At 63.5% G+C, this 22939-nt stretch carries 24 protein-coding genes; 19 read left to right on the forward strand and 5 right to left on the reverse strand.

Translation table 11 applies throughout. The annotated features are described in order from the left end of the window. Positions 1 to 14: 14 nt before the first annotated feature. Positions 15 to 992, forward strand: a complete 978-nt coding sequence (locus M4J39_RS01660) for a quinone oxidoreductase (RefSeq protein ID WP_251725938.1) — start codon at positions 15 to 17, stop codon at positions 990 to 992. Between the two features lie 8 nt (positions 993 to 1000). Here M4J39_RS01660 and M4J39_RS01665 read toward each other — a convergent pair whose 3' ends face one another. Then, complete coding sequence (locus tag M4J39_RS01665; RefSeq protein WP_371875389.1) at positions 1001 to 1312, reverse strand: HesB/IscA family protein; 312 nt, start codon at positions 1310 to 1312, stop codon at positions 1001 to 1003. A 150-nt stretch (positions 1313 to 1462) separates the two neighbouring features. On the opposite strand from M4J39_RS01665, the gene M4J39_RS01670 reads away from it, so the two are divergent. The 13 genes from M4J39_RS01670 (at position 1463) to M4J39_RS01730 (ending at position 14753) form a co-directional block, all read left to right on the forward strand. Then, positions 1463 to 2695 carry a deoxyguanosinetriphosphate triphosphohydrolase gene (locus M4J39_RS01670; protein WP_251726772.1) on the forward strand — a complete coding sequence of 411 codons (1233 nt, stop codon included), beginning with the start codon at positions 1463 to 1465 and terminating at the stop codon, positions 2693 to 2695. Between the two features lie 45 nt (positions 2696 to 2740). Next, a complete protein-coding gene (gene argS / locus M4J39_RS01675; protein WP_251725942.1) occupies positions 2741 to 4492 on the forward strand; it encodes an arginine--tRNA ligase in 1752 nt (583 codons plus the stop codon). Between the two features lie 60 nt (positions 4493 to 4552). Continuing rightward, positions 4553 to 6073 (forward strand): SPOR domain-containing protein, encoded by a 1521-nt coding sequence (locus M4J39_RS01680; protein WP_251725943.1) that lies wholly within the window; start codon positions 4553 to 4555, stop codon positions 6071 to 6073. Between the two features lie 76 nt (positions 6074 to 6149). Then, positions 6150 to 7166, forward strand: coding sequence for a beta-N-acetylhexosaminidase (nagZ, locus tag M4J39_RS01685; RefSeq protein WP_251725944.1), 1017 nt, complete (start codon positions 6150 to 6152; stop codon positions 7164 to 7166). 30 nt (positions 7167 to 7196) lie between these two features. Then, positions 7197 to 8012 carry a ScpA family protein gene (locus tag M4J39_RS01690; protein ID WP_251725945.1) on the forward strand — a complete coding sequence of 272 codons (816 nt, stop codon included), beginning with the start codon at positions 7197 to 7199 and terminating at the stop codon, positions 8010 to 8012. 86 nt (positions 8013 to 8098) lie between these two features. After that, on the forward strand, positions 8099 to 8731 hold the full coding sequence (gene scpB, locus M4J39_RS01695) for an SMC-Scp complex subunit ScpB (protein ID WP_251726773.1): 633 nt from the start codon (positions 8099 to 8101) through the stop codon (positions 8729 to 8731). A gap of 135 nt (positions 8732 to 8866) precedes the next feature. Then, positions 8867 to 9064: a twin-arginine translocase TatA/TatE family subunit gene (locus M4J39_RS01700; protein WP_251725946.1), complete on the forward strand. Its 198-nt coding sequence runs from the start codon at positions 8867 to 8869 to the stop codon at positions 9062 to 9064. A 74-nt stretch (positions 9065 to 9138) separates the two neighbouring features. Beyond that, positions 9139 to 9642, forward strand: a complete 504-nt coding sequence (gene tatB, locus M4J39_RS01705) for a Sec-independent protein translocase protein TatB (protein ID WP_254004740.1) — start codon at positions 9139 to 9141, stop codon at positions 9640 to 9642. Next, a complete protein-coding gene (tatC, locus tag M4J39_RS01710; protein ID WP_251725948.1) occupies positions 9639 to 10439 on the forward strand; it encodes a twin-arginine translocase subunit TatC in 801 nt (266 codons plus the stop codon). The genes tatB and tatC overlap by 4 nt, the downstream gene beginning before the upstream one ends. 39 nt (positions 10440 to 10478) lie before the next feature. Next, the gene (serS, locus tag M4J39_RS01715) at positions 10479 to 11774 is read left to right on the forward strand and encodes a serine--tRNA ligase (RefSeq protein ID WP_251725949.1); all 1296 of its coding nucleotides are present in this window, start codon (positions 10479 to 10481) and stop codon (positions 11772 to 11774) included. A gap of 22 nt (positions 11775 to 11796) precedes the next feature. Next, complete coding sequence (surE, locus tag M4J39_RS01720; protein ID WP_251725950.1) at positions 11797 to 12552, forward strand: 5'/3'-nucleotidase SurE; 756 nt, start codon at positions 11797 to 11799, stop codon at positions 12550 to 12552. A gap of 103 nt (positions 12553 to 12655) precedes the next feature. Further along, positions 12656 to 13306 (forward strand): protein-L-isoaspartate(D-aspartate) O-methyltransferase, encoded by a 651-nt coding sequence (locus tag M4J39_RS01725; RefSeq protein WP_251725952.1) that lies wholly within the window; start codon positions 12656 to 12658, stop codon positions 13304 to 13306. Positions 13307 to 13469: 163 nt separating this feature from the next. Further along, complete coding sequence (locus M4J39_RS01730; protein WP_251725953.1) at positions 13470 to 14753, forward strand: M23 family metallopeptidase; 1284 nt, start codon at positions 13470 to 13472, stop codon at positions 14751 to 14753. Positions 14754 to 14837: 84 nt separating this feature from the next. On the opposite strand, the gene M4J39_RS01735 is transcribed toward M4J39_RS01730, so the two are convergent. Next, positions 14838 to 15317: a hypothetical protein gene (locus tag M4J39_RS01735; protein ID WP_251725955.1), complete on the reverse strand. Its 480-nt coding sequence runs from the start codon at positions 15315 to 15317 to the stop codon at positions 14838 to 14840. A 27-nt stretch (positions 15318 to 15344) separates the two neighbouring features. Beyond that, complete coding sequence (locus M4J39_RS01740; RefSeq protein ID WP_251725957.1) at positions 15345 to 16223, reverse strand: DUF815 domain-containing protein; 879 nt, start codon at positions 16221 to 16223, stop codon at positions 15345 to 15347. A gap of 318 nt (positions 16224 to 16541) precedes the next feature. Here M4J39_RS01740 and yajC point away from each other — a divergent pair, with 318 nt between their 5' ends. The 5 genes from yajC to M4J39_RS01765 all read left to right on the forward strand — a co-directional run bounded on the left by yajC (position 16542) and on the right by M4J39_RS01765 (position 20839). After that, the gene (gene yajC, locus M4J39_RS01745; RefSeq protein WP_251725959.1) at positions 16542 to 16889 is read left to right on the forward strand and encodes a preprotein translocase subunit YajC; all 348 of its coding nucleotides are present in this window, start codon (positions 16542 to 16544) and stop codon (positions 16887 to 16889) included. A 74-nt stretch (positions 16890 to 16963) separates the two neighbouring features. After that, complete coding sequence (gene secD, locus M4J39_RS01750; protein WP_251725961.1) at positions 16964 to 18574, forward strand: protein translocase subunit SecD; 1611 nt, start codon at positions 16964 to 16966, stop codon at positions 18572 to 18574. Positions 18575 to 18595: 21 nt separating this feature from the next. Continuing rightward, positions 18596 to 19549 carry a protein translocase subunit SecF gene (secF, locus tag M4J39_RS01755; RefSeq protein WP_251725962.1) on the forward strand — a complete coding sequence of 318 codons (954 nt, stop codon included), beginning with the start codon at positions 18596 to 18598 and terminating at the stop codon, positions 19547 to 19549. Between the two features lie 31 nt (positions 19550 to 19580). Continuing rightward, entirely contained in the window at positions 19581 to 19988 is a 408-nt protein-coding gene (locus M4J39_RS01760) for an Mth938-like domain-containing protein (protein WP_251725964.1), read from the forward strand. Continuing rightward, entirely contained in the window at positions 19988 to 20839 is an 852-nt protein-coding gene (locus M4J39_RS01765) for a phytoene/squalene synthase family protein (RefSeq protein WP_251725966.1), read from the forward strand. The genes M4J39_RS01760 and M4J39_RS01765 overlap by 1 nt, the downstream gene beginning before the upstream one ends. Here the strand turns inward: M4J39_RS01765 and M4J39_RS01770 are convergent. Next, positions 20836 to 21357, reverse strand: a complete 522-nt coding sequence (locus tag M4J39_RS01770) for an NADH-quinone oxidoreductase subunit B family protein (protein WP_251725968.1) — start codon at positions 21355 to 21357, stop codon at positions 20836 to 20838. The genes M4J39_RS01765 and M4J39_RS01770 overlap by 4 nt on opposite strands. Before the next feature lie 15 nt (positions 21358 to 21372). After that, positions 21373 to 22935 carry an NADH-quinone oxidoreductase subunit C gene (locus M4J39_RS01775; RefSeq protein ID WP_251725970.1) on the reverse strand — a complete coding sequence of 521 codons (1563 nt, stop codon included), beginning with the start codon at positions 22933 to 22935 and terminating at the stop codon, positions 21373 to 21375. Positions 22936 to 22939 lie beyond the last annotated feature (4 nt).

The raw sequence follows: 22939 nt of genomic DNA on the forward strand, positions 1-22939 counted from the left end.
CGGGAGTGCAGGTCATGGTGAAGGCGATCGTCATCCGCGAGACGGGCGGACCCGAGGTGATGTCCTTCGAGGAGGTCGAGGTTGGTGCGCCCGGCCCGGGGGAGGTGCGCGTGAAGCACACCGCGATCGGCGTCAACTTCATCGACACCTACTACCGCAAGGGCCTTTATCCCGCGCCCGGTGGCCTGCCGTTCATCCCCGGCGCCGAGGCCGTCGGGATTGTCGAGAAGGCGGGGGAGGGCGTCGTCCAGTTCCGCCCCGGCGATCGTGTCGCCTATGCCGGATCGGTAGGCGCCTACAGTGAGGCGCACATCATCTCGGCCCAGAAGCTCGTTCGCGTTCCCGACGACATCGACGGCTTCACGGTGGCGGCCAGCCTTCTGAAGGGCATGACAGTGCAGTATCTGCTGCGCCAGACCTTCAAGGTGACGCGCGACCACACCGTGCTGTTCCACGCAGGTGCCGGTGGCGTCGGCCAGATAGCCGGCCAGTGGCTGAAATCGCTCGGCGCCACCTCCATCGCCACCGTCGGCTCGGCGGAGAAGGCGGAGATCGCTAGGGCTTGTGGCTATACCCACGTCGTCAACTACCGTACGGAGGATTTCGTTGCCCGCGTGGCCGAGATCACCGGTGGAGCCATGTGTGATGTGGTCTACGACTCGGTCGGCAAGGACACGTTTCCCGCTTCGCTCGACTGCCTCAAGCCACGGGGCCTGTTCGTCTCCTTCGGCAACTCGTCCGGGCCGGTGTCGGAGTTCGGTCTCGGCATTCTGTCACAGAAAGGCTCGCTCTACGTGACGCGGCCGACCCTCGGGCATTATACCGCAACACGAGCCACCCTCGACGCTTGCGCCGAGGATCTGTTCGAGCAGATCCGCAATGATGTCGTGAAGGTAAGCGTCGGGCAGAAGTTCACGTTGGCGAACGCCGTCGCCTGTCACAAGGCGATGGAGGCACGCGAAACCGTGGGCTCGACGCTATTGACGGTCTAGGAGCCGGATCAGACGGCGAACGAGGTACCGCAGCCGCAGCTTGAGGTGGCGTTCGGGTTGTTGATCTTGAACGCCTGCCCCATCAGATCGTCGACGAAATCGATCTCCGAGCCATCCATGAACGGTAGCGAGACGGCATCGATCAGCACCGTGGCGCCATCGCGCGTCACGGCGACATCGTCCTCGTTCTGGCCGTCCACCAGATCGAAGCGATAGGAAAAGCCCGAACAGCCACCACCTTCGACCGAGATTCGCAATGCGGTCTTGCCTGGCTGCTTTTCAAGCACCTTGGAGATCCGGCGCGCCGCGCCGGCGGTCATGCTGATATTGGCGGCGAGAGCTTCCATGGCGGTCCCTAGAATCTCGAATGACTTGAAAGTGTGAACCCTGCTGACATACGTAAGGCAGCGGATGGCAAAGTCAAATGACGGCTGCGAGAGCCCGTCATGCGGATTTGCATTGACCGGATAATGCTTCGGGAGGCGACAGTGGCAAGTCTGGGGTTTGGTACGGAGCCGCTGGCGCCTTTTGCGACTCATCCCGAGGAAAGTCGGGGGCGGCGCTATCCAGAGCCGGCGAGCCCGACACGAACACCGTTCCAGCGCGACCGCGACCGCATCATCCACTCGACGACGTTCCGGCGGCTGAAGCACAAGACGCAGGTCTTCGTCTTCCACGAAGGCGATCACTACAGAACCCGCCTCACCCACACGTTGGAAGTGGCTCAGATCGCCCGCGCGCTCGCCCGCGCCCTGAGACTCAACGAGGATCTGTCCGAAGCGCTGGCACTGGCTCACGACGTTGGTCATACGCCCTTCGGACATACGGGCGAGGATGCGCTCGACGCCTGCCTCGCAAACTTCGGCGGTTTCGACCACAACGCCCAGTCCTTCCGGGCCGTCACCGAGCTCGAGCACTCCTATGCCGAGTTCGATGGGCTCAACCTGTCGTGGGAAACGCTGGAGGGACTCGTCAAGCACAACGGTCCGCTGACCGACAAGGACGGCAAGCCGATCGGTCGTCATGCCGAGCGGGGGCTGCCGGTGGCCCTTCTCGCCTATCCCGGCCTCCACTCGCTTAAGCTCGACACATATGCCAGCGCCGAAGCGCAGTGTGCGGCGATTGCCGACGATATCGCCTATGACGCGCACGACATCGACGACGGGCTCCGTGCCGGACTGTTTTCTCTCGACGATCTTCGGCCGATGCCGCTGATCGGTGGATTCCTCGATGCGATCGGGATGAAGTATCCGGGGCTTGATCGGCACCGTACCATCCACGAGATCACGCGCCGGCTGATCACCGCCATGGTGGAGGACGTCATCGTCGCGTCGGTCAACCGGCTCGCGGAACTTCGCCCCCGCTCGTCCGACGACATTCGGCAGGCTGGCCGCACCATCGTGACGTTCTCCAACGAAATGGCCGCCATCGACGCCGCCATCAAGGGGTTCCTGTTCCCTCGCATGTACAGGCATCCCGAAGTCATGCGGGTGCGACACGACGCCGATCGCGTGGTCAGGGACCTGTTCAACACCTACGTGGCCCACCCTGACTTCATGCCCGAGGAGTGGCGAAGCGATCTCGACGCGGGAGACGATACGGCTCTTGCCCGGCGGGTCGGCGACTATATTGCCGGCATGACCGACCGCTTCGCCATCCAGGAGCATCGCCGCTGGTTTGACGATACGCCGGAATTGCGCTAGGCCCCTCGCCGATCGGCCGGAAATCCGGCTCCCACGAGGTACCCGATGAATATCTTCCAGGTGTTCGGCGAGCGCATTCGCTCGGCCATCGCTTCCTTGCCGCTTGACGTTCCGGCTGATGCGCTTTCCCGCGTTTCCGTCGAACCGCCGCGCGATGCGAGCCATGGCGATGTCGCCACCAACGCCGCCATGCTCCTGGCGAAGCCGTTGGGTCGGAAGCCGCGCGACCTCGCCGAGGAGATCGCCGCCGTTCTGAGGGGCGATGCGGATGTGGAAGCGGTCGAGGTGGCAGGGCCCGGCTTCATCAACCTTCGCCTGTCGCCGGCATTCTGGACGGGCTTCCTGAAGACCTCGCTCGCCCAGGGGCTCGATGTTGGCGCCACCCGGTTCGGCAACGGCCTCAAGGTCAACGTCGAGTATGTCTCGGCCAATCCCACCGGTCCCATGCATGTCGGCCATTGCCGCGGCGCCGTGGTTGGCGACGCGCTCGCCCGGCTGCTGGCCAAGGCCGGTTTCGACGTCACCAAGGAGTATTACATCAACGACGCCGGCGGACAGATCGATGTCCTGGCTCGGTCGGCTTTCCTGCGCTATCGCGAAGCTCTGGGTGAGACCATCGAGATACCGGAAGGGCTCTATCCCGGCGACTACTTGAAGCCAGTCGGCGAGGCGCTGAAGACCACCTGGGGCGATCGTCTCCTGACGATGTCGGAGGCCGAATGGCTGCCGGTGGTCAAGAAGCTCGCCGTCGACATGATGATGGACATGATCCGCGCCGACCTGGCCTTGCTGGGCGTTCGGCACGACCTGTTCTTCTCCGAGAAGACCCTGCACGATCCGCGCGGCAGCGAGCCCTCCGAGATCGCCGAGATGATCGAGGAGTTCCGCAAGCGGGATCTGGTCTATGACGGTCGCCTGCCGCCGCCCAAGGGGCAGCTTCCCGAGGATTGGGAAGATCGCGAGCAGGTGCTGTTTCGCTCCTCGACGGCAGGCGATGACGTCGATCGCCCCTTGGTCAAGTCGGATGGCAGCTACACCTACTTCGCCGCCGACGTCGCCTACATGCGCTCGAAGTATCAGCGTGGCTTCAAGCAGATGATCTTCATTCTCGGCGCCGATCACGGCGGCTACGTGAAGCGTCTGGAAGCCGTGGGAAGCGCCATTTCCGGCGGAACCATCGAGGTGATCGTCCGGCTTTGCCAGTTGGTGAAGCTCTATCGCGGCGGTGAGCCGGTGAAGATGAGCAAGCGCTCGGGCGATTTCGTCACGCTCGCCGATGTCGTCGAGGAAGTCGGACGCGATGCCGTGCGCTTCATGATGCTGATGCGCAAGAACGACGCGCCGCTCGACTTCGACTTCGTGAAGGTGAAGGAGCAGAGCAAGGACAACCCGGTCTTCTATGTCCAATATGCCCACGCCCGCTGCCACTCGATCCTGCGTCAGGCGCGCGAAGTGGCCCCGGATGTCGCTGCGGCCGACGATTCGACCGCGCCGCTTGAGCTGCTAGCCGATCCGAGCGAGCTGGCGCTGATCCGGAAGTTGGCCGAATTTCCCCGCATTATCGATGCCGCCGCCGATACGCACGAGCCACATCGCGTCGCTTTTTATCTGTATGAGCTGGCGAGTGACTTCCATGGCCACTGGAACGCCGGCAAGGATAATGTAAGTTTGCGTTTTGTTAACCCTGATGAACCACTGTTGACCCACGCGCGCTTGGCTTTGGTCAGGGCTGTCCGGAACGTTCTTGCCTCGGGCCTTGAGGTTCTTGGCGTCAACGCGCCCGAAGAGATGAGGTAGTAGCCTCGACGGATCGTTCGGTCCTGGCGGTGGCGAAGAAAGACGGGAAGAGCTACGCCGATGGTTAGGAGCAGCGCAGCCGAACAATCGCCGATGCGGCCTGCCGTGTCCGTCGATAGCGATCACCTTGCCGACGATGAGCGTTACTACCGGGATATCCTGAACGGTCGCGAAGCTAGCGAAGCCGACATGGACCAGTTCGTCGACGCCCTCGCGGCCGAGCTGGAGCAGGATATTGCTTCGATGAATCCGGTCGATGTTCGCACCGGCCAGGTCTACAAGCCTGTCAACACTCGCAAGGCCAGCACGGCGTATGATCCCTGGGACGATCAGGCGCTCGACGAGTTCATGGCCGAGTTCGAGCGCGATGGCGTCGATCCTGTCGTCGACGAGTTTGGCGTTCTGCCGCCGCACGCGGGAAGCGTCGAAGCCGAGCAATCCGATGCGCGTGGTCGTCGCGGTCTCATGACGGCCGCCGCGGCCGCCGTTCTTGTCCTGGCTGCGGGTTTTGCCGGCTGGGCTTTTTTCGGTGGCGGTGCCGGCTTCGGCGAAGCAGTGGTGGTCATGGCGCCCGACGGCCCGTACAAGGTCAAGCCCGACCCCAACGCCCAGGAAGTGGTTGCCTCGGCAGAAGGTGCCTCGGTCTACGATACCGTTGGCGGTACGCCGCCAAAGAGCGAGGAGCGACTTGTCGCCCGCAGCGGAGACGTGCCCGCGCTGCCGGCGGTCACGCCGCACGTTTCGCGCATCACGCTCCCCGATGGTCAGGAGGTCGAGGCAGAGCTTCCGACGGGCTTCGATCCCAATGAAACCGGGCCTCGCCGCGTTCGTACGGTCCTGGTTCGCCCCGATGGTTCCTTGATCGAGACGCCGGCGGATACGGCGGGCAACGCTGGGGGCGCTTCGTTGCCGGCCAGCGATGGCGCAGGCCAGATCATTGCTCGCAGCGAGACCGCGGGCGACACGCCGAACGACGACACTGATGTCGGAATCGGGTTGCCGCCTCTTGCCTCGAACAACCAAACCGTCGCCTCCGATGCGTCATCAACGCCGCAAGGTCTGCCGTCGAGCAATCTGACAGACGCCTCCGGGCAGCCGATGCCGATCAATCTCGCCGCCCTGGCCAATCCGGAGGCGGATCCATCCGTTGAAACGACGGCATCGGTGCCGACCGACGCGTCGGCTCCGCTGCCTCCCGTCAAGCCGGCGGCTCCTTCGGCCGCGCCGTCATCCGGGCCGCTCGATCTGACGGCCGCCGCGTCACAGCCGCAGCCGGCTGCGCCGACCGAGGTGGCCAGTCTGCCGGCCGCCACTCAGGCGGCGCCCACGTCGGGAGAGGCCGGCGCCTACGTGCAGTTGTCGTCGCAACGGAGCGAAGACGCGGCGCGCTCCGCGTTTGCCTCGCTCCAGCGCAAGTATCCCTCCATCCTGGGGGCGGCCTCGGTGGATATTCAGAGGGCCGATCTGGGCTCGAAGGGCGTCTACTATCGGGCGCGCGTCGGGGCGCCGACCAAGAGCGCCGCGGTGGAGCTTTGCGAACAGCTACGTTCGGCTGGCGGTGACTGCCTGATCGCACGCTGAATGTCGATGGACGATCATTGGCCGCGTCGAGGTGCCGGATGGCATTCGGCGCGGCCTGTCATTTGGAGAGATGCCCATGTCTCGCGCTTTTGTGACCGGACTCAAGGGGACGGTGCTTTCTGCCGAGGAACGCGCATTTCTGACCGAGGCCGCGCCTTGGGGACTCATCCTGTTTCGCCGCAACGTTGAAAGCCCCGACCAGTTGAAGCGCCTGACCGGAGATTTCCGCGATGCCGTCAGCTGGCAGGCCCCGGTTCTGATCGATCAGGAAGGGGGGCGCGTTCAGCGCATGACGGCTCCTCTGTGGCGCAAGTATCCGTCCGGCCGACGCCTCGCCGGAGCGGCGGGACTGGCCGGCGACGACAGGTTGATCGCCGACGTCGCCCATCTGATCGGTGACGATCTGGCTGCGGTTGGAATCGATGTCGACTGTGCCCCCTGCCTCGACATCGCGACACCCGATATGACCCCGGCCATTGGCGACAGAAGCTACGGCGAACGACCGGATCTCGTCGCCGCAGCTGGCCGGGCCTTTGCTGATGGGCTGATGGCGGCCGGCCTGCTGCCGGTCATCAAGCACGTGCCGGGGCATGGCCGCGCCAAGGTCGACAGCCATCACGAGCTGCCGGTAGTCGATGCCGATCTCGAAAGCCTTGCCTCCGCCGATTTCATGCCTTTCGCAGCCCTTGCCGATCTGCCGGCGGCGATGACCGCCCACCTGGTCTATACCGCCATCGATCCGGTTCACCCCGCGACGCAGTCTCGCGTTGTCATCGAGGAAGTTGTCAGAGGCCGAATTGGCTTTGATGGTCTTCTTTTTTCCGATGATCTGTCGATGAATGCGCTGAAGGGAACGCTGGCGGAGCGGGCGCGGGCGACGCTCGCCGCCGGTTGCGATATCGCGCTTCATTGTTCGGGCGACATGATCGAGATGGCGGCCGTTGCCGCCGAAGCGCCCGAACTCGTTGGAAAAGCGGCGGCACGGGCCGAAAGGGCATTGAAGGCGCGCGGGGGATCGCCGCATGATGATCCCGATGGCGTTCTTGCCCGGCTCGACGCTGCGCTGGCCGCTTACGACGCCGTCGCTGTGTGAGTGGCGCAACGCGGGGTGAAACGGCCTTCCATGGCGACAACCGACGAGTGGAGCGAAACCCGGCTCGATATCGATGCGACAGCCGGAGAGGCATTCGTGGTCGACCTCGACGGCTTCGAAGGGCCGCTCGATCTGTTGTTGACGCTGGCGCGCAACCAGAAAGTCGACCTCGCCCGCATATCCATCCTCGCTTTGGCCAATCAGTATCTGGCCTTCATCGAGCGGTTGGGTGAACGGAGGTTGGAACTCGCCGCCGATTATCTCGTCATGGCTGCCTGGCTTGCCTATCTCAAGTCGCGCCTGATGTTGCCGCCCGAGGAAGCCCCTGGAGACGAACCTTCCGCCGAGGAACTCGCCGGCATGCTGGCGATGCGGCTTAAGCGGCTTGAGGGAATCCGCATCCTGGCGGAGCGTCTCGTCGACCGTTCGCGCTTGGGGCGCGACGTATTGCCGCGCGGCGCGCCGGAAGAAATGGGTCTCGTGAGACGCTCGCTCTGGGAAGCGAGCCTTTTCGATCTGCTCGACGCCTACGGCCGACAGCGCCAGCGCGACATGGTGCGCGTCCATACGGTCCGAAAGCGGCAGGTCTGGGCGCTGGCCGATGCACGCGATCTTCTGGAACGCCTGATCGGAGCGATTCCCGATTGGACACCCATTGATGACTATCTCATCCGCTACATGACCGGTCCGGAATCGCGGGCCACCGTTCGCGCCTCGGCTTTTTCTGCGTCACTGGAACTTGTGCGCGAAGGGCGGATGGAGTTGATGCAGTCGGGACCTTTTGCTCCTCTCTACATGCGCAAGGGACAGGGCAAGCCGGACGTGCCGGAGGAGGGCGACCAATGAACCGTTCGAGCCTCGGCGACGATACGCCGCACGGTCAGCTGCGGCTGTTTGCCGGCGATCGCGACCCTGCCGAGTACGAAGCCTGGATGACGGCGATTCGTGGCGCCGAAGCGATCCTTTTTGCCTCGGCGCAACCGGTCGGCGCCGATGAACTTGCCGAACGCCTTGCGCCCGGCACCGACGTACCCCAGGTGCTGGCCGATCTTCGCACCATCTACGCGTCTCGGGGCGTGAACCTTGTCGAAGTGGCCGGCAAGTGGATGTTCCGGACGGCGCCCGACCTTGCCCACCTGCTGACGCGGGAGCAGGTCGAGCCGAAGAAGTTGTCGCGCGCCGCGCTGGAGACGCTCGCCATCATCGCCTACCACCAGCCCGTCACTCGCGCGGAGATCGAGGAGATTCGCGGCGTATCCACCAACAAGGGCACGCTCGACGTGCTGATGGAAACCGGCTGGATCAGGATGCGCGGCCGCCGTCGTACGCCGGGACGTCCGCTCACCTACGGCACCACCGAAGCCTTCCTCGTCCATTTCGGCCTTGATGCGGTAACCGATCTTCCCGGCGTTGACGATCTCAAGGCAGCCGGATTCCTGGAGGGCGCGGTGCCGCCGGGCTTTCGCGTTCCCGTCCCCAATGCATCGGATGCTTTGATGCCCGATGAGGATCCCCTGACCGAGCTTGATTTCCAGGATTATGCGCCTTTGCCGCCTGAAGAGTGAGGTTCTGGCGGATCGGCTCGGCGTCATCTTGAGAAAGCCGGATTTCCTTCATAGCGTTGTCGCGGTTTCTTGCGACAGGGCGTTCGTTGTGCAAGAGTGCCGCCACTTTTGGGCGTGCGCCCTCAGGAGACAGAAATGGGTTCGTTGAGCATCTGGCATTGGCTGATCGTCTTGGTCGTGGTCCTTATCCTGTTCGGTGGCCGTGGCAAGATCCCCGAGCTGATGGGTGATTTCGCCAAGGGTATCAAGAACTTCAAGAAGGGCATGTCCGACGACGAGGAAACGCCGCCGAAGCCCGTCGAGAACAAGACGGACGACGCCCCCCGGACCTGATCGGTCGCGGTGCGTTCTTTTCAGGGTCTCGCACCCGAATGGTGTGATGGGCGCCGATGGCGGACGTGTGAACGATGTTTGATATCGGCTGGACGGAAATCCTGGTGATCGCCATCGTGGCGCTCATCGTCTTTCCTACCAAGGATCTGCCGCGCCTGCTCAGGACCGTCGGCCAGATGGTGGGCAAGGCGCGGCGCATGGCGGGCGACATGCAGGCGCAGTTCAGCCAGGCGCTACGCGAGGCCGAGCGAGAGGCCGACCTGAGCGACATCAAGAGCAGCGTTCAGAGTGCCAATCCGCTGACCGATCTCAAGAAGACTTTCGATCCCGTGCGTAATTTCGGGGACGACCTCAAGAAGTCGGTGATGGCGCCAATTCCGCCCAAGGCCGACACGTCAGTCACGCGTCCGGATTCGACCGATTCTTTACCGCCCGCAGTCGAAGCCCCGATCGGATCGGAAGGATCGGCAGAGGCGGCCTCACCGGTGGAAATGGCGTCACCGACCGATGCCGAGAAGACAGAGGCACAAGTGTCCGGGCCGACGGCTTCCGATGAAAAGCGCGGGGGCAGCGCATGACCACCAAGCAGGAAGAAGACGAGCTCGAGGCGTCCAAGGCGCCCCTTATCGAGCATCTCACCGAGTTGCGATCGCGCCTTCTCAAGTCGGTCGCGGCAATCCTCGTCTGTTTTTTGCTCTGCTTCTTCTTCGCCCAGGACATTTTCAACATCCTGGTCATCCCCTATGAGCGGGCGGCCGGAGCCGAGCAGAGCGTGAAGCTCATCTACACCGCGCCGCAGGAGTATTTCTTCACACAGCTCAAACTCGCCCTCTTCGGCGCCTTGTTCGTTGCCTTCCCCGTGATCGCCAACCAGATCTACATGTTCGTGGCGCCCGGCCTCTACAAGCACGAGCGGCAAGCCTTCCTGCCGTTCCTTGTCGCGACGCCGATCCTTTTTCTGCTCGGCGCGCTGATGGTGTTCTTCTTTGTAATGCCCACCATCATGATGTTTTTTCTCTCGATGCAGCAAGCCGGCGGCAACGGCCAGGCGGCGATCGAACTGCTTCCCAAGGTGTCCGAATACCTTGGCCTGATCATGACGCTGATCTTCGCCTTCGGCATCGTTTTTCAGTTGCCGGTCGTGCTGACGCTGCTCGGTCGCGTTGGGGTCGTCACTGAGGCCGGGCTCAAGTCCTGGCGTCGATACGCCATCCTGCTCGCCTTCGTCGTGGCCGCCGTGCTGACGCCGCCCGACCCGATGAGCCAAATCCTGCTTGCGGTTCCGACGATGCTTCTCTACGAAGTGTCCATCATTGCCGTCAGGTACATCAACAAGCGCGGCGAGTCCCGGGACGTCTCCACCACCGAAGGCTGATGCGAGGGCTCCGGCGGACGTGCCGCGCGGGGAAAGCCAATGCTCGACATCAAGTGGATTCGCGACAATCCGGAAGCCCTGAAGCACGCCCTGATGCGTCGCAACCAGTCGGCGGACCTCGCCGAAGCCACCGTGTCGGAGGCGATCCGTCTCGATGATGCGCGCCGGGTCAACATCAAGTCGCTGCAGGAGGCGCAGGAGCGCCGCAACGCTGCCTCCAAGGAGATTGGAAAGGCCAAGGCCACCAAGGACGAGGCTCGCGCCGCCGAACTGATGGAAGAGGTCGCGCGCATCAAGTCCTTCATCCAGGACGGCGAGGCGAAGGAGCGCGAACTCGATGCCGCCCTCGATGCCGCTCTGTCGGTCATTCCCAACACGCCGCTTGACGACGTGCCCGACGGGCCGGACGAAAATGCCAACGTCGAGCATCACCGCTTCGGCGAGCCGCGCCAGTTCAACTGGGCGAGAGAACATTTCGAGCTTGGTGAAGGGCTCGGCATGATGGACTTCGAGCGCGCGGCCAAGCTGGCTGGCGCCCGCTTCACCGTGGTGAAGAGCCATCTCGCCCGCCTCGAGCGCGCACTCGGCCAGTTCATGATCAACCTGCACACCATCGAGCATGGCTACACCGAGGTGATCCCGCCGCTGATGGTGCGCGACGAGGTGATGTACGGCACCGGTCAACTGCCCAAGTTTGCCGAGGATCTCTTCAAGACGACCGATGGTCGCTGGCTGATCCCGACGGCCGAAGTGCCCCTGACCAACCTCGTTCGCGAAGAGATCCTGGAAGAGAAGGATCTGCCGTTGCGCTTCACCGCGCTGACGCCGTGCTTCCGTTCGGAAGCCGGGTCCGCCGGTCGCGACGTGCGCGGCATGCTGCGTCAGCACCAGTTCAACAAGGTGGAGCTCGTATCCATAACCGCCCAGGAAAAGTCGATCGAAGAGCACGAGCGCATGCTTGCCTGCGCCGAAGAGGTGCTGAAGCGCCTCGGGCTCGCCTATCGCGTCGTGACGCTTTGCACCGGCGACATGGGGTTCGGCAGCCGCAAGACCTACGATATCGAGGTTTGGCTACCCGGCCAAAAGAAGTTCCGGGAGATCTCGTCCTGCTCTGTCTGCGGTGATTTCCAGGGGCGCCGCATGAACGCCCGCTATCGTCCGACCGGCGAGCCCAAGGGCACCCGCTTCGTGCATACGCTCAACGGTTCCGGCGTCGCCGTCGGCCGCGCCCTCATTGCCGTCATGGAGACCTGGCAGAACGAGGATGGCTCGGTGACCGTCCCGGATGTGCTGCTGCCTCTGATGGGCGGCGTTGCGCGCCTTGAAAAAGCTTGATCGTCAAACGGAAGGTCCGACCATGCGCATCCTGATTTCCAATGATGATGGTATTCATGCGCCGGGCCTCGTGGCACTCGAGAACATCGCGCGTGCCTTGAGCGACGACGTCTGGGTTGTCGCTCCCGAGACGGACCAGTCCGGCTTCGCCCACTCGCTAACGCTGCACGACCCGCTCCGGGCGCGCAAGATCGACGACCGCCGCTTTGCCGTGCGCGGCACGCCGACCGACTGCGTCATCATGGGCGTTCGCCACATCCTGCCTGAGCGTCCCGATCTCGTGCTGTCGGGCGTTAATGCCGGCACCAACATGGCCGATGACGTCACCTATTCGGGAACCGTCGCGTGCGCCATCGAGGCGACGTTGCTCGGCATACCCGCGGTCGCCTTGAGCCAGGCCTACGAGGATTTCGTCGGGCGCATTCCCTTCGAGACCGCGGAAGCCCTGGGGCCGGATATTCTCAGGAAGCTGACGGGGCAGGGGATTGCCCACGGCACGTTCATCAACGTCAACTTCCCCAACTGTCGACCATCAGAGGTGGCGGGCGTCGAAGTGACGCGGCAGGGAAACTTCGCCTACGACCATGGCATCGACGTGGAGAAGCGAATCGATGCCCGCCACAAGCCCTATTACTGGCTGACCTTCCGGCGCGGCGAGATGCTCTGCGCGCAAGGGACCGACGCGTTTGCGATTTCGCGCAACAAGGTCTCCGTCAGTCCGCTTCGCCTCGACCTGACGGACATGGCGACCATGGAGAAACTGCAGGCCCTGTTCTGATCGAAACCCTTTTTCAAGGCTGTTCGTCTTACTTTTGACACCTCCGTCATAAATGCAGCGTCGCAATTCATGTTTTGCGGCATTGCGCGAGAGAATGGTGTCGATGAGGCCTTTTGAGCCGGACAAGGTGGCGATCGCGGAGCTGACGATGAAGCTCCGCGGCATGGGTGTCACCGATACCCGGCTGTTGCGTGCCCTTGAGCTCGTTCCACGTCGGATGTTCGTGGCCGCATCCCACCAGGCGAGCGCCTATCTCGATCGATCCTTGCCCATCGAATGTGGTCAAACCATCAATGCCCCCTCCACCGTGGCCTTGATGGTGTCCGCGCTGGCCGTCGAGCCAAGCGATCGGGTGCTTGAGGTCGGCTGCGGTTCAGGATTTCAGGCGGCCATTCTCGCCCATCTCGCCGCCCAGGTGGTGACGATGGACAGGTTTCGCAGCCTGATCGATATCGCCGAGGACCGCCTTTCGGCGCTTAGGATATCCAACGTCATCACCCTTCTCGGCGATGGTCTCGAGGGCTTCACTCGCCACGCGCCATACAATCGCATCCTCGTCGATGGAGCGGTTGAGAAGGTGCCGACGGCGCTCCTCGATCAGCTCGCCGACAAGGGGATTCTGGTCGCCCCGGTGGGAGTCGGCCACACGCAGACGCTGGTGCGAATCTCGCGCGATGGGCGTCTGTTTCATCGGGCCGAGCTTGGCGCGATCCGGCAGTTCCCGTTGAGGGAAGGTGTGGCCCGGCGGCTCTGAGTCCCAACTCTCAAGCCGCGCTCGTTCACCGAAAGTCTTGAGGAAATCCGCCGTTTTCCGAGAGTCTGGAAGCCGCTCGATGCCGGATGTCTTGTCGCTTTAAGCCTTTATCAACGTTACTGCGGCTTAATCATTACAGTTGAAGTCGAGCAGGCGAGACCTGATGATCATGAGTAACCTAGCGATCTGCCGGACCTCCCGCTTCCTGGCCCAGGTTGCCGCCGTTGCCATACTGGCCGGCTTTTCGGCCGGCTGCAGCGGCGACGTCAGCCGCTTCGGAAACGTGTTTGCCGAAACGGACAACCAGGACCAGATCATTGGGCGCGCCGATCCGATGCCGACCGGATCCATAAACGCCCAGGCGACCTACGCGCAGCCCGCCTATGCGCAACCGGCCTACCCGCAGCAGACCTATGCTGCGCCAGCCTCCACCTATCCCTCATCGGGGTCCGTGTCTTCCAGCACCTTGCCGCCGGCACCGGGCGCCGTGGTCAACAATGGTGCTTACGTTCGTCCGAACCAGACCGCTTCGCTGCCGACGACCGGGGCAGCCACCGGCACCCAGCCCTGGACGCCTTCGAACGGCACCGCCATCACGGTCAAGCCGGGTGATACCGTGCAGGTACTTGCCCGCCGTTATGGCGTCGCCGAGTCGTCTCTTCTCGCCGCCAACGGTCTTGTCGCCGGGGCTCAGCTGACGCCTGGCCAGAACATTGTCATCCCCGCCTACGGTCAACAGACGGCCGCCGTTGCCGCTCCTGCCGCCGCGACAACAGCGCCCGGACCTCAGGTTTTGGGGCAGCTGCCGCCCGTGAAGCCGCCGGTGCCGAAGTCGGTGTCTAGCGAGGTCGCAGCAGCCGCGCCGGGCAAGCCTGCACGCGCTCCGACTACCGCTGTGGCCATGGCGCCAAGCTCCACGGCGACGGATGCCAAGCCAGGCCTGTTGCCTCCGGCCGGCAATGCACCCGGCAAGCAGGCCAATCAGCAGACCGCTGCGTTGGCTCCAAGCCAAACCCAGCCCAGCGCAAAGACGACCACGCCGACGTCGTCTGGTGTTGAAAGCGCCGCAGACGGCAGCTTCCGCTGGCCGGTGCGTGGCCGCGTTATTTCCGCCTTCGGCGTCAAGCCCGGCGGCGAACGCAATGACGGCATCAACATCGAAGTGCCCGAGGGAACGCCGATCAAGGCGGCCGAGGGCGGCCAGGTGATCTACGCCGGCAACGAGCTGAAAGGCTTTGGCAATCTGGTGCTTGTGAAGCATCCCAATGGATTCGTGTCGGCTTATGCCCATGCCAGTGAAGTGCTGGTTCAGCGTGGGGACAGCATCCTTCGCGGCCAGACCATCGCCAAGGTCGGCGCCACCGGCAATGTCAGCAGGCCGCAATTGCACTTCGAGATCCGCAACGGCAATCGTCCGGTCGATCCTCTGCCCTATCTCAGCGGCTGACGGATCGTCAGTACAGACAGCACATTTCCTTCAACCGGCGGCTTCGGCCGCCGGCCTTTTTATTCGAGCGATCCCAGGGAACGCTCAGCGCCAATCGCGCGGTATGACCCGCTCATCCTCTGTGACGCAGGCGAGCGAGGCAGCCGGTGCCTGATTGTCGCGGCCTGCCACGTAGGCGGCTCCGGCATCGCCGCCACAGATCGGCTTGGCAATCACGTCAAATCCGGCGCGCCGCAGGCAACCGCCGATATAGCGTTCCCGCAGTTCGGCGTTGACGTCCCGCGTATGGCTGCTGCCGGGATAGACGAATCCGCCGGTCTCGCGACAGTAGCGACGACCGCTCACCGGGTCTTCCCGGCACTCGGTAAATCCAGGTCTGTATTCCGGCGGTCGAACGACCGTAACCATGGCTTGCGGAATTTTCTCAAGCGACTCGATGCGGCATTGATCGGCCGCCGCTTGCCGCTCCGCGAAGCTGGACCCGGTCTTGTAGACGACCGGCACCGGTGACGATACGCAGCCCGCGAGCAGGGCGAGGATGCCTACCGCAATGACCTGCCTCATCTCTCATCTCCTCCCACATCGCACCGATCAGTCGCCAAGCCTGAGCCGGCCCGCAAGGTCCTGGACATATTGCCAGGCGACTCGGCCCGACCGTGCGCCACGCGTCCGCTCCCATTCCAGAGCTTCCGCTCGAAGAACATCCGCGTCGACTTCGAGTTCCAGCGCCGCGACGTAACCGCGCACCATCTCAAGGTATTCCTCCTGCGAGCAGTTGTGAAAGCCGACCCATAGACCGAAGCGATCGGACAGTGACACCTTCTCCTCAACCGCCTCGCCGGGGTTGATCGCCGTCGCCCGCTCGTTCTCCATCATGTCGCGCGGCAGGAGGTGGCGACGATTCGACGTCGCGTAGAACACGACGTTGTCCGGCCGCCCCTCAATGCCGCCTTCCAGCACGGCCTTGAGCGACTTGTATGACGTGTCCCCGTGGTCGAACGAAAGGTCGTCACAGAACAGGATGAAGCGATGAGGGCTGTCACGCAGCATTTTCATCAGAGCGGGAAGGCTCTCGATATCTTCCCTGTGGATCTCGATCAGCTTCACCGGTGTGAATCCGGATCGGTCGGCGAGCCGCCGATTGACCTCCGCCTGGGATGCTTTCACCAATGAGGACTTGCCCATGCCGCGAGCGCCCCAGAGAAGGACGTTGTTGGCGGGAAGGCCGCGAGCGAAGCGCTCGGTGTTGGCGACGATCATGTCGCGGTTGCGATCGATGCCCTTGAGGAGTGCGATGTCGACCCGGTTGACGCGCCCGACCGGTTGCAACGAGGCCGGTTCTGCTATGAACACGAACGCATCGCTCGCGTCGAGGTCGGGTTTGTCGGGCAGGGCGGGTGCAAGCCGCTCGAGAAGGTCGGCTATGCGCTCCAGGTGGGCGTTCAGTGTTTCGATGGGGGAAGCGCTCACGTTCATGCTCCTCTGTCCCGCTGGTACATGCCTGAGCACACGCCTGTGTACCGCGCGGTACTCCGAAGCATTCTCTAGCCCTGCCCATAGGCCGATGCAAACCTGCGATGGCTGTTTCCGGTACGCTTCGTCGCATTTCCTGCCGGAGACTACCTAGAGAGGCCGATCGGTAGCTGGCGGTGCATAGCTTTGGTTTGCAAAGTCCTTCGGCCTAGGTATATTCCGGCCACTTTCGAATGGCCGGTTCGCCGCTCTTCGATGTCTCAGTGCCTCGTCGGTCCGGCTCGCGGGCGGTGGCAGGCCAATGGAGTTGACCTGATGTTCGTGACCCCAGCCTTTGCGCAGGCGGCCGGTGCCGCTCCCGGTGGCGCCGACTTCCTGATCCAGTTTGCGCCCTTCATCCTGATCTTCGTCATCATGTATTTCCTGCTCATCCGGCCGCAGCAGCGCAAGGCCAAGGAGCATCGCGACATGCTGAAGAACCTGCGGCGCGGCGACGTGGTCGTGATGCAGGGTGGCCTGATCGGCAAGATCCTCAAGGTGGTCGACGACAACGAACTGCTGCTCGATGTCGGCGACGGCACGAACAAGGTGCAGGTCCGCGTTGCCTCTGGTCTCGTCCAGCAGCTTCGCAGCAAGGGCGAGCCCGTCAAGGAAGGCAACTGACCGATCGTTCGGAACAAGATGGACAGCGGGCAGCATGGCTGCCCGCTTTCGGCCAATAAGGTCCGAGGCAGCAAATGCTCTACTTTTCCCGCTGGAAGGTAACCACGATTCTCCTGACGATTTTCGTCGCTCTCGTGGTCCTGATCCCCAACTACCTCACCTCGGACCAGATCAAGACTTACTGGCCCTCGTGGCTCCCGGGACGACAGGTGGTCCTCGGCCTCGACCTTCAGGGCGGCGTCTATCTGCTCTATCAGGTCGACGTGAACGACTACAAGCAGAAGCGGCTCAAGGCGCTCGAGGGCGATATTCGTCAGGCCATGCGCGAAGATCCGCGCATCGGCTATACGGGGCTCGGCATTCAGGGCGATGTGGTCCAGCTGAAGATCCGCGACGCCGACAAGGTGGAGGAAGCCGCGAAGCGTCTGGGCAATTTGCTCAATCCGCTGTCGACCGGCGCCCTCGGTGGGACTGCCGTCACGGAGTTTCAGCTCGATCAAGGCTCCGATGGCCTGATGCGCCTCGGGTTCTCCGAAACCGGTCTCGACAAGAGACTCGGCACCGTCGTTCAGCAGTCGATCGAGGTCATCCGTCGGCGCGTCGATCAGATGGGGGCCGTCGAGCCGTCCATCCAGCGCCAGGGTTCCGATCGTATTCTGGTCGAGGCGCCAGGCGAGAAGGATCCGGCTCGCCTCAAGAACATCATCGGCCGTACCGCCCAGATGACCTTCCATCTCGTCGACCTCAACGTGTCGGCCGACGAAGCGGCGAAGGGCAACCTGCCGCCAGGCGAAATCCTTCTGAAGCAGAAGGAAGGCGGCATGCCGATGGTCGTCGACGAGACGCCGTTGATGACTGGTGAGGACCTCACCGACGCCCAGACGTCCTTCCAGAGCCAGACCAACGAGCCGGTGGTTTCCTTCCGCCTGTCGACGTCCGGTGCCAGGAAGTTCGCCCAGGTGACTTCCGACAACGTCGGCCGGCTGTTCGCCATTGTACTCGACGACGAGATCATCTCCGCGCCGCGCATCAATGAGCCGATCACCCAGGGGTCGGGCCAGATTTCCGGCAACTTCACGGTCGAAACGGCCAACGATCTCGCCGTGCTGCTCCGTGCCGGCGCTCTGCCGGCCAAGCTTTCGGTTGCCGAGGAGCGAACCGTTGGTCCGGGGCTCGGCGCGGACTCGATCGCCGCCGGCGAGCGGGCCGCGCTGATCGGTACTGTGGCCGTGGTTATCTTCATGCTGGCGTCCTATGGTCTGTTCGGCGTCTTCGCCAACCTCGCCCTGGTGGTCAATCTGGTCCTGATCATGGCGATCATCACCATATTGCAGGCGACCCTGACGCTGCCCGGCATCGCCGGCATCGTGCTTACCATGGGCATGGCGGTTGACAGCAACGTGCTGATTTACGAGCGAATCCGCGAAGAGCAAAGGTTGGGCCGATCGCCGGTCTCGGCCATCGACGCCGGTTTCCGTCGCGCTTTCGGCACCATTCTCGACGCCAACATAACGACGTTGATCGCAGCCATCGTGCTGTTCCAGATGGGTTCCGGTCCCGTCAAGGGATTCGCCGTCACGCACGTGATCGGTATCGTCACTACCATGTTCACCGCCATTACCTTCACCCGACTGGTAGTGGCGACCTGGGTCCGCTATCGGCGGCCGTCTGTCGTTCCGCTCTGATCCGGACCCCGAGGCTCCATCATGCGCCTGCTTCGCCTGTTTCCCGACGACACCAAGATCCCCTTCATGCGGTGGAGGAAGTGGAGCTTCCTCGTCTCCGGCATCGCGTCGGTTCTTTGCTTTGTGGTTCTCTACACCCACGGCATGAACACCGGCATCGATTTCCAGGGCGGTACGCTCATGGAAATCCAGACAAAATCCGGTCCTGCCGACCTTGAAGGGATTCGCAGCCAGCTCAATGGACTGGGCCTCGGCGAGGTCCAGGTCCAATCCTTCGGCACCGACGATGACGTGCTGATCCGCATCGCCCGTCAGGAAGGCGGCGACGAGGCGCAGGCCGCCGTCGTCACAAAGGTCCAAGCTGCTCTCGGTGACAGCGTCGACTATCGCCGCACCGAAATGGTTGGCCCGCGCGTCTCTGGCGAGCTGGCCCAGAACGGCATTCTCGGCATCATATCTGCGCTGTGCCTCATCATGGTGTACGTCTGGTTCCGCTTCGAGTGGCAGTACTCGCTCGGTGCGGTGATCGCGACGCTGCACGACGTCGTCCTGACCATCGGTTTCTTCGCCGTCACGCAGGTCGAGTTCAACCTCTCGTCCATCGCCGCCATCCTGACCATCGTCGGCTACTCGTTGAATGATACGGTCGTGGTCTATGATCGAATCCGCGAGATGAGGCGCAAGTACAAACGCCTCAATCTGGTTGTTCTCCTCGACCTCGCCATCAATCAGACGCTGACGCGTACCACCAATACCGCACTGACAACGCTCATCGCGCTGGCCGCTCTGGTCATTTTCGGCGGCGAGGTGATTCGTTCGTTTACCGCGTCGATGCTGTTCGGCGTGCTGATCGGTACCTACTCGTCGATCTTCATTGCCGCTCCGGTCCTGATCTTCCTCGATCCGCAATTGGCCGGCGACAAGTCGACGAAAAAGGCCGAGGATGACGCCGAAGAGGCCGCCGAGCCGGCGTGAGTTTGGGCGTATCTTCTCGGGAGCGCCGCCGATGAAGCTGTTCGGGCCGCGAGGCCGTGCACTGGAACGCCGCGAGCAGCACCTGCCCGAGCAGGTGCCGGTGGAGGCTTACGGCAACGGTGGCTTCAGATTTGGCGGGATGTCGCACCGAGGATCGATCCTGATCCTGCCGTCGGGGGTGCATGGCTGGCCGGCGGTTTCCCCTGCCGACATCACTCTCGACAGTCTGGCTCAGGTTATCGAAGAGGCGGCGGACATCGACATGCTGCTCGTCGGCACCGGCCGTGACCTCATTCCGGTCGCACGCAGCCTGGCCGAAGCCTTGAGCGCACGTGGCGTCAAGCATGAGGCCATGTCTACCGGGGCCGCCATCCGATTGTTCAATGTGATGCTGGGTGAACGACGCCGGTTCGCCGCCGCGCTTCTGGCGGTCGACTGATGGCGCCCTTGGACCGCCTCAACGATGCCTACCGCTATTGCGAAGGTCTCGTTCGCGACCACGATCGAGACCGCTGGCTTGCCGACGGGCTCCTACCCGAGGACAAGCGTCGGCACGCCTTCGCCATTCATGCTTTCTCCTACGAGGCTGCGCGCATCCGCGAGAGCATCCACGAAGCGATGCCAGGTGAGATTCGCCTGCAATGGTGGATCGACGCCATCGAGGGCGAGGCGAGGGGGGACGTCGCCGGACACCCCGTCGCCGCCGCGTTGATCGATACCATTCGCCGCTTTTCGTTGCGGCGATCGGGCTTCGTCAACCTGTTGGATGCGCGACGTTTCGATCTCTACGACGACGCCATGCCGACGCTGAACGATCTCGAAGGCTACGCCGGAGAGACGGCATCGGTCCTGTTTCTCGAAGTGGCGCAGGTGCTCTGCGAGGGTGCCGATCCGAAGGCGGCCGACGCTGCCGGTCATGCCGGCGTCGCCTATGCCCTGACGGGACTGATGCGCGCCTTGCCGATCCATGCGCGCCGCAACCAGGTCTACCTTCCTGCCGACCTCTTGAAAGCGGCCGGAATCGAACCGGACGATGTGCGCCACGGTCGCAAGGCCGAGGAACTGGCTGGCGTTCTGGCCAACCTCAGGGATAGCGCCACCAGTCACCTCGAGAAGGCGCTTTCCGCCTTTGCCGAGACCGATCCAAGAGCAAGGCCGGCCTTTCTACCGCTTGCCTTCGTTCGCCCCTATCTCGCCGCCCTCGCCAAGACGCCAGTCTACGGTCCGGTGGCTGAAATCGCTGCTTGGCGCAAACCGCTGATTCTCTGGTGGTTCGGTCGGCGGCTCTAGCCGCGAGCGCTCGCCTCGATGAGGCCGATCAGCCCCTTCAGCATGTCGATCGGCTCCGGCGGGCAGCCGGGAATGACGAGGTCGACCGGGATGACGTCGGACACGGCGCCTATCACCGCATAGCTTTTGCCGAATACCCCGCAACCGGCGCCGCAGTCGCCCACCGCAACCACCCATTTGGGGGCCGGCGTGGCGGCATAGGTGCGCTCTAGGCCCTCACGCATGTTGGCCGTCACCGGTCCGGTCACCATCAGCACGTCGGCGTGGCGGGGCGAGGCGACGAAGCGCAGACCGAAGCGCTCGACATCATAGTAGCTGTTGTTGAGAGCGTGAATCTCCAGCTCGCAGCCGTTGCAAGATCCGGCATCCACTTCGCGGATGGACAGGCTGCGGCCGAGGCGCGTCTTGGCGGACACCCCGAGCCGTTCAGCCAGAGCGTCGACTTCGGCGTCATTGACCGCCGGCGTCCCTTCGGTCACCGGCCGCCGAAAAAGCCCTTCGAGCAACATTCTACGCATGGTCGAGATTCCGTCTCAAAGGTCGTGGCCGGAATAGGAGCAGTTGAAGGACTTGTTGCAGAGGGGAAAGTCGGCAACGATATTGCCTTCGATCGCAGCCTCCAGAAGCGGCCACTGAAAGGCCGAGGGATCGCGAACGGTTCCTCTCAGTACCCGGCCGGTCTCATCCGTCCTGAGCCATACCAGCACGTCACCACGGAAGCTCTCGATCAAGGCAAGTCCTTCGGTCGCTCCATCGCGTGGCTCGTTGGCAAGGCCGCCGGCCTGGGGAACTCTGCGCTCGCGCAGCGCCGGTGCCAGCGGATAGGCGATCGGACCGGGTGGCAGGCGGTCGACGATTTGCTCGATCAGTTCGAGGCTCTCGTAGACCTCGTCGATGCGCACCCAGATGCGGGCATCGACATCGCCAGCGTCCCGAACCGCCATCTTGAAGTCGAGATCGCCATAAGGCGGATAGCCGGGCGCCTTGCGAGCGTCGAAAGCCCGGCCAGAGGCACGGCCGATCGGACCGCCGGCGCCGAAACGACGGGCGAGACCGGCTGAGAGCCGCCCCGTCGAGACGGTTCGGTTCTGCAACGAAGCCGTGTTGTCGTAGAGCTCCACAAGACGAGGAAAACGCTGGCGAATGTAAGCGGTCAGCGCTTTGATCGCCCCGGAGTCATGAAGATCGGCAGTGACCCCGCCAGGAACGATACGGTCCATCATCAGCCGATGGCCGAAGGCGGCCTTGGCCGCACGCAGCACCTCTTCGCGGAGCATGCCGCAATGGGCGAGCATCAGCGCGAAGGCGGCGTCGTTGCAGATGGCGCCTATGTCGCCAAGATGGTTGGCGAGCCGCTCGAGCTCGGTCATCAGGGCGCGCAGCCATATCGCCCTTTGCGGCACGCCGACGCCCAGGGCCGCCTCGGCTGCTCGTGCGAACGCCAGGGAGTAGGCCACCGTGCTGTCGCCCGAAACGCGGGCGACCACCTTTGCCGCCGCTTCGAGCGTCGTGTCCGTGAGCAGTCCCTCAATGCCCTTGTGGACGTAACCCAGCCGCTCCTCAAGGCGAACGATGATCTCACCGTTGGCAGAAAAGCGGAAATGTCCTGGTTCAATGATGCCGGCGTGCACCGGGCCGACGGCGATCTGATGCAGCGGCGGGCCTTCGGCTTTGAGGAAAGCATAGGCCGAGCCGTCGGCAGGGACAAAGGCAGCTGAGCCGAGTGGGGCACGAACGCCCCAGCGATCGTGATCGAGCCAGAGCCTGTCATCCGGCATGCCGTCCGCAACGAACCCGTAGAGGTCGACGATCGCCCGTTCGAAGCGCTGAGCAGGCGGATGGGTGAGACCGACTGACGGAAAGCGGCCATCTGGCGTCGCGAGGGTCAGCACCATCAGGGCGCCGTCCTCATCGTCGAGCAGCGCCATATGCACGGCGCCGGGTTCGGCCCAGAGGCCGGAGAGGGTGGCGTTGCCGGCGGCAATAGCCAGTGTCGCCTGCCGCCAGGTATCGACATCGACGGTGATGCGCGGCCAGGGCCTCTGCTCTTCGATGGTGAGGGCCGTGTTCAGGAGGGCGGTGCGGAGCGTGCTCATGATC

This window comes from Pleomorphomonas sp. NRK KF1, from assembly GCF_023721755.1.
Taxonomy (GTDB): Bacteria; Pseudomonadota; Alphaproteobacteria; order Rhizobiales; family Pleomorphomonadaceae; genus Pleomorphomonas.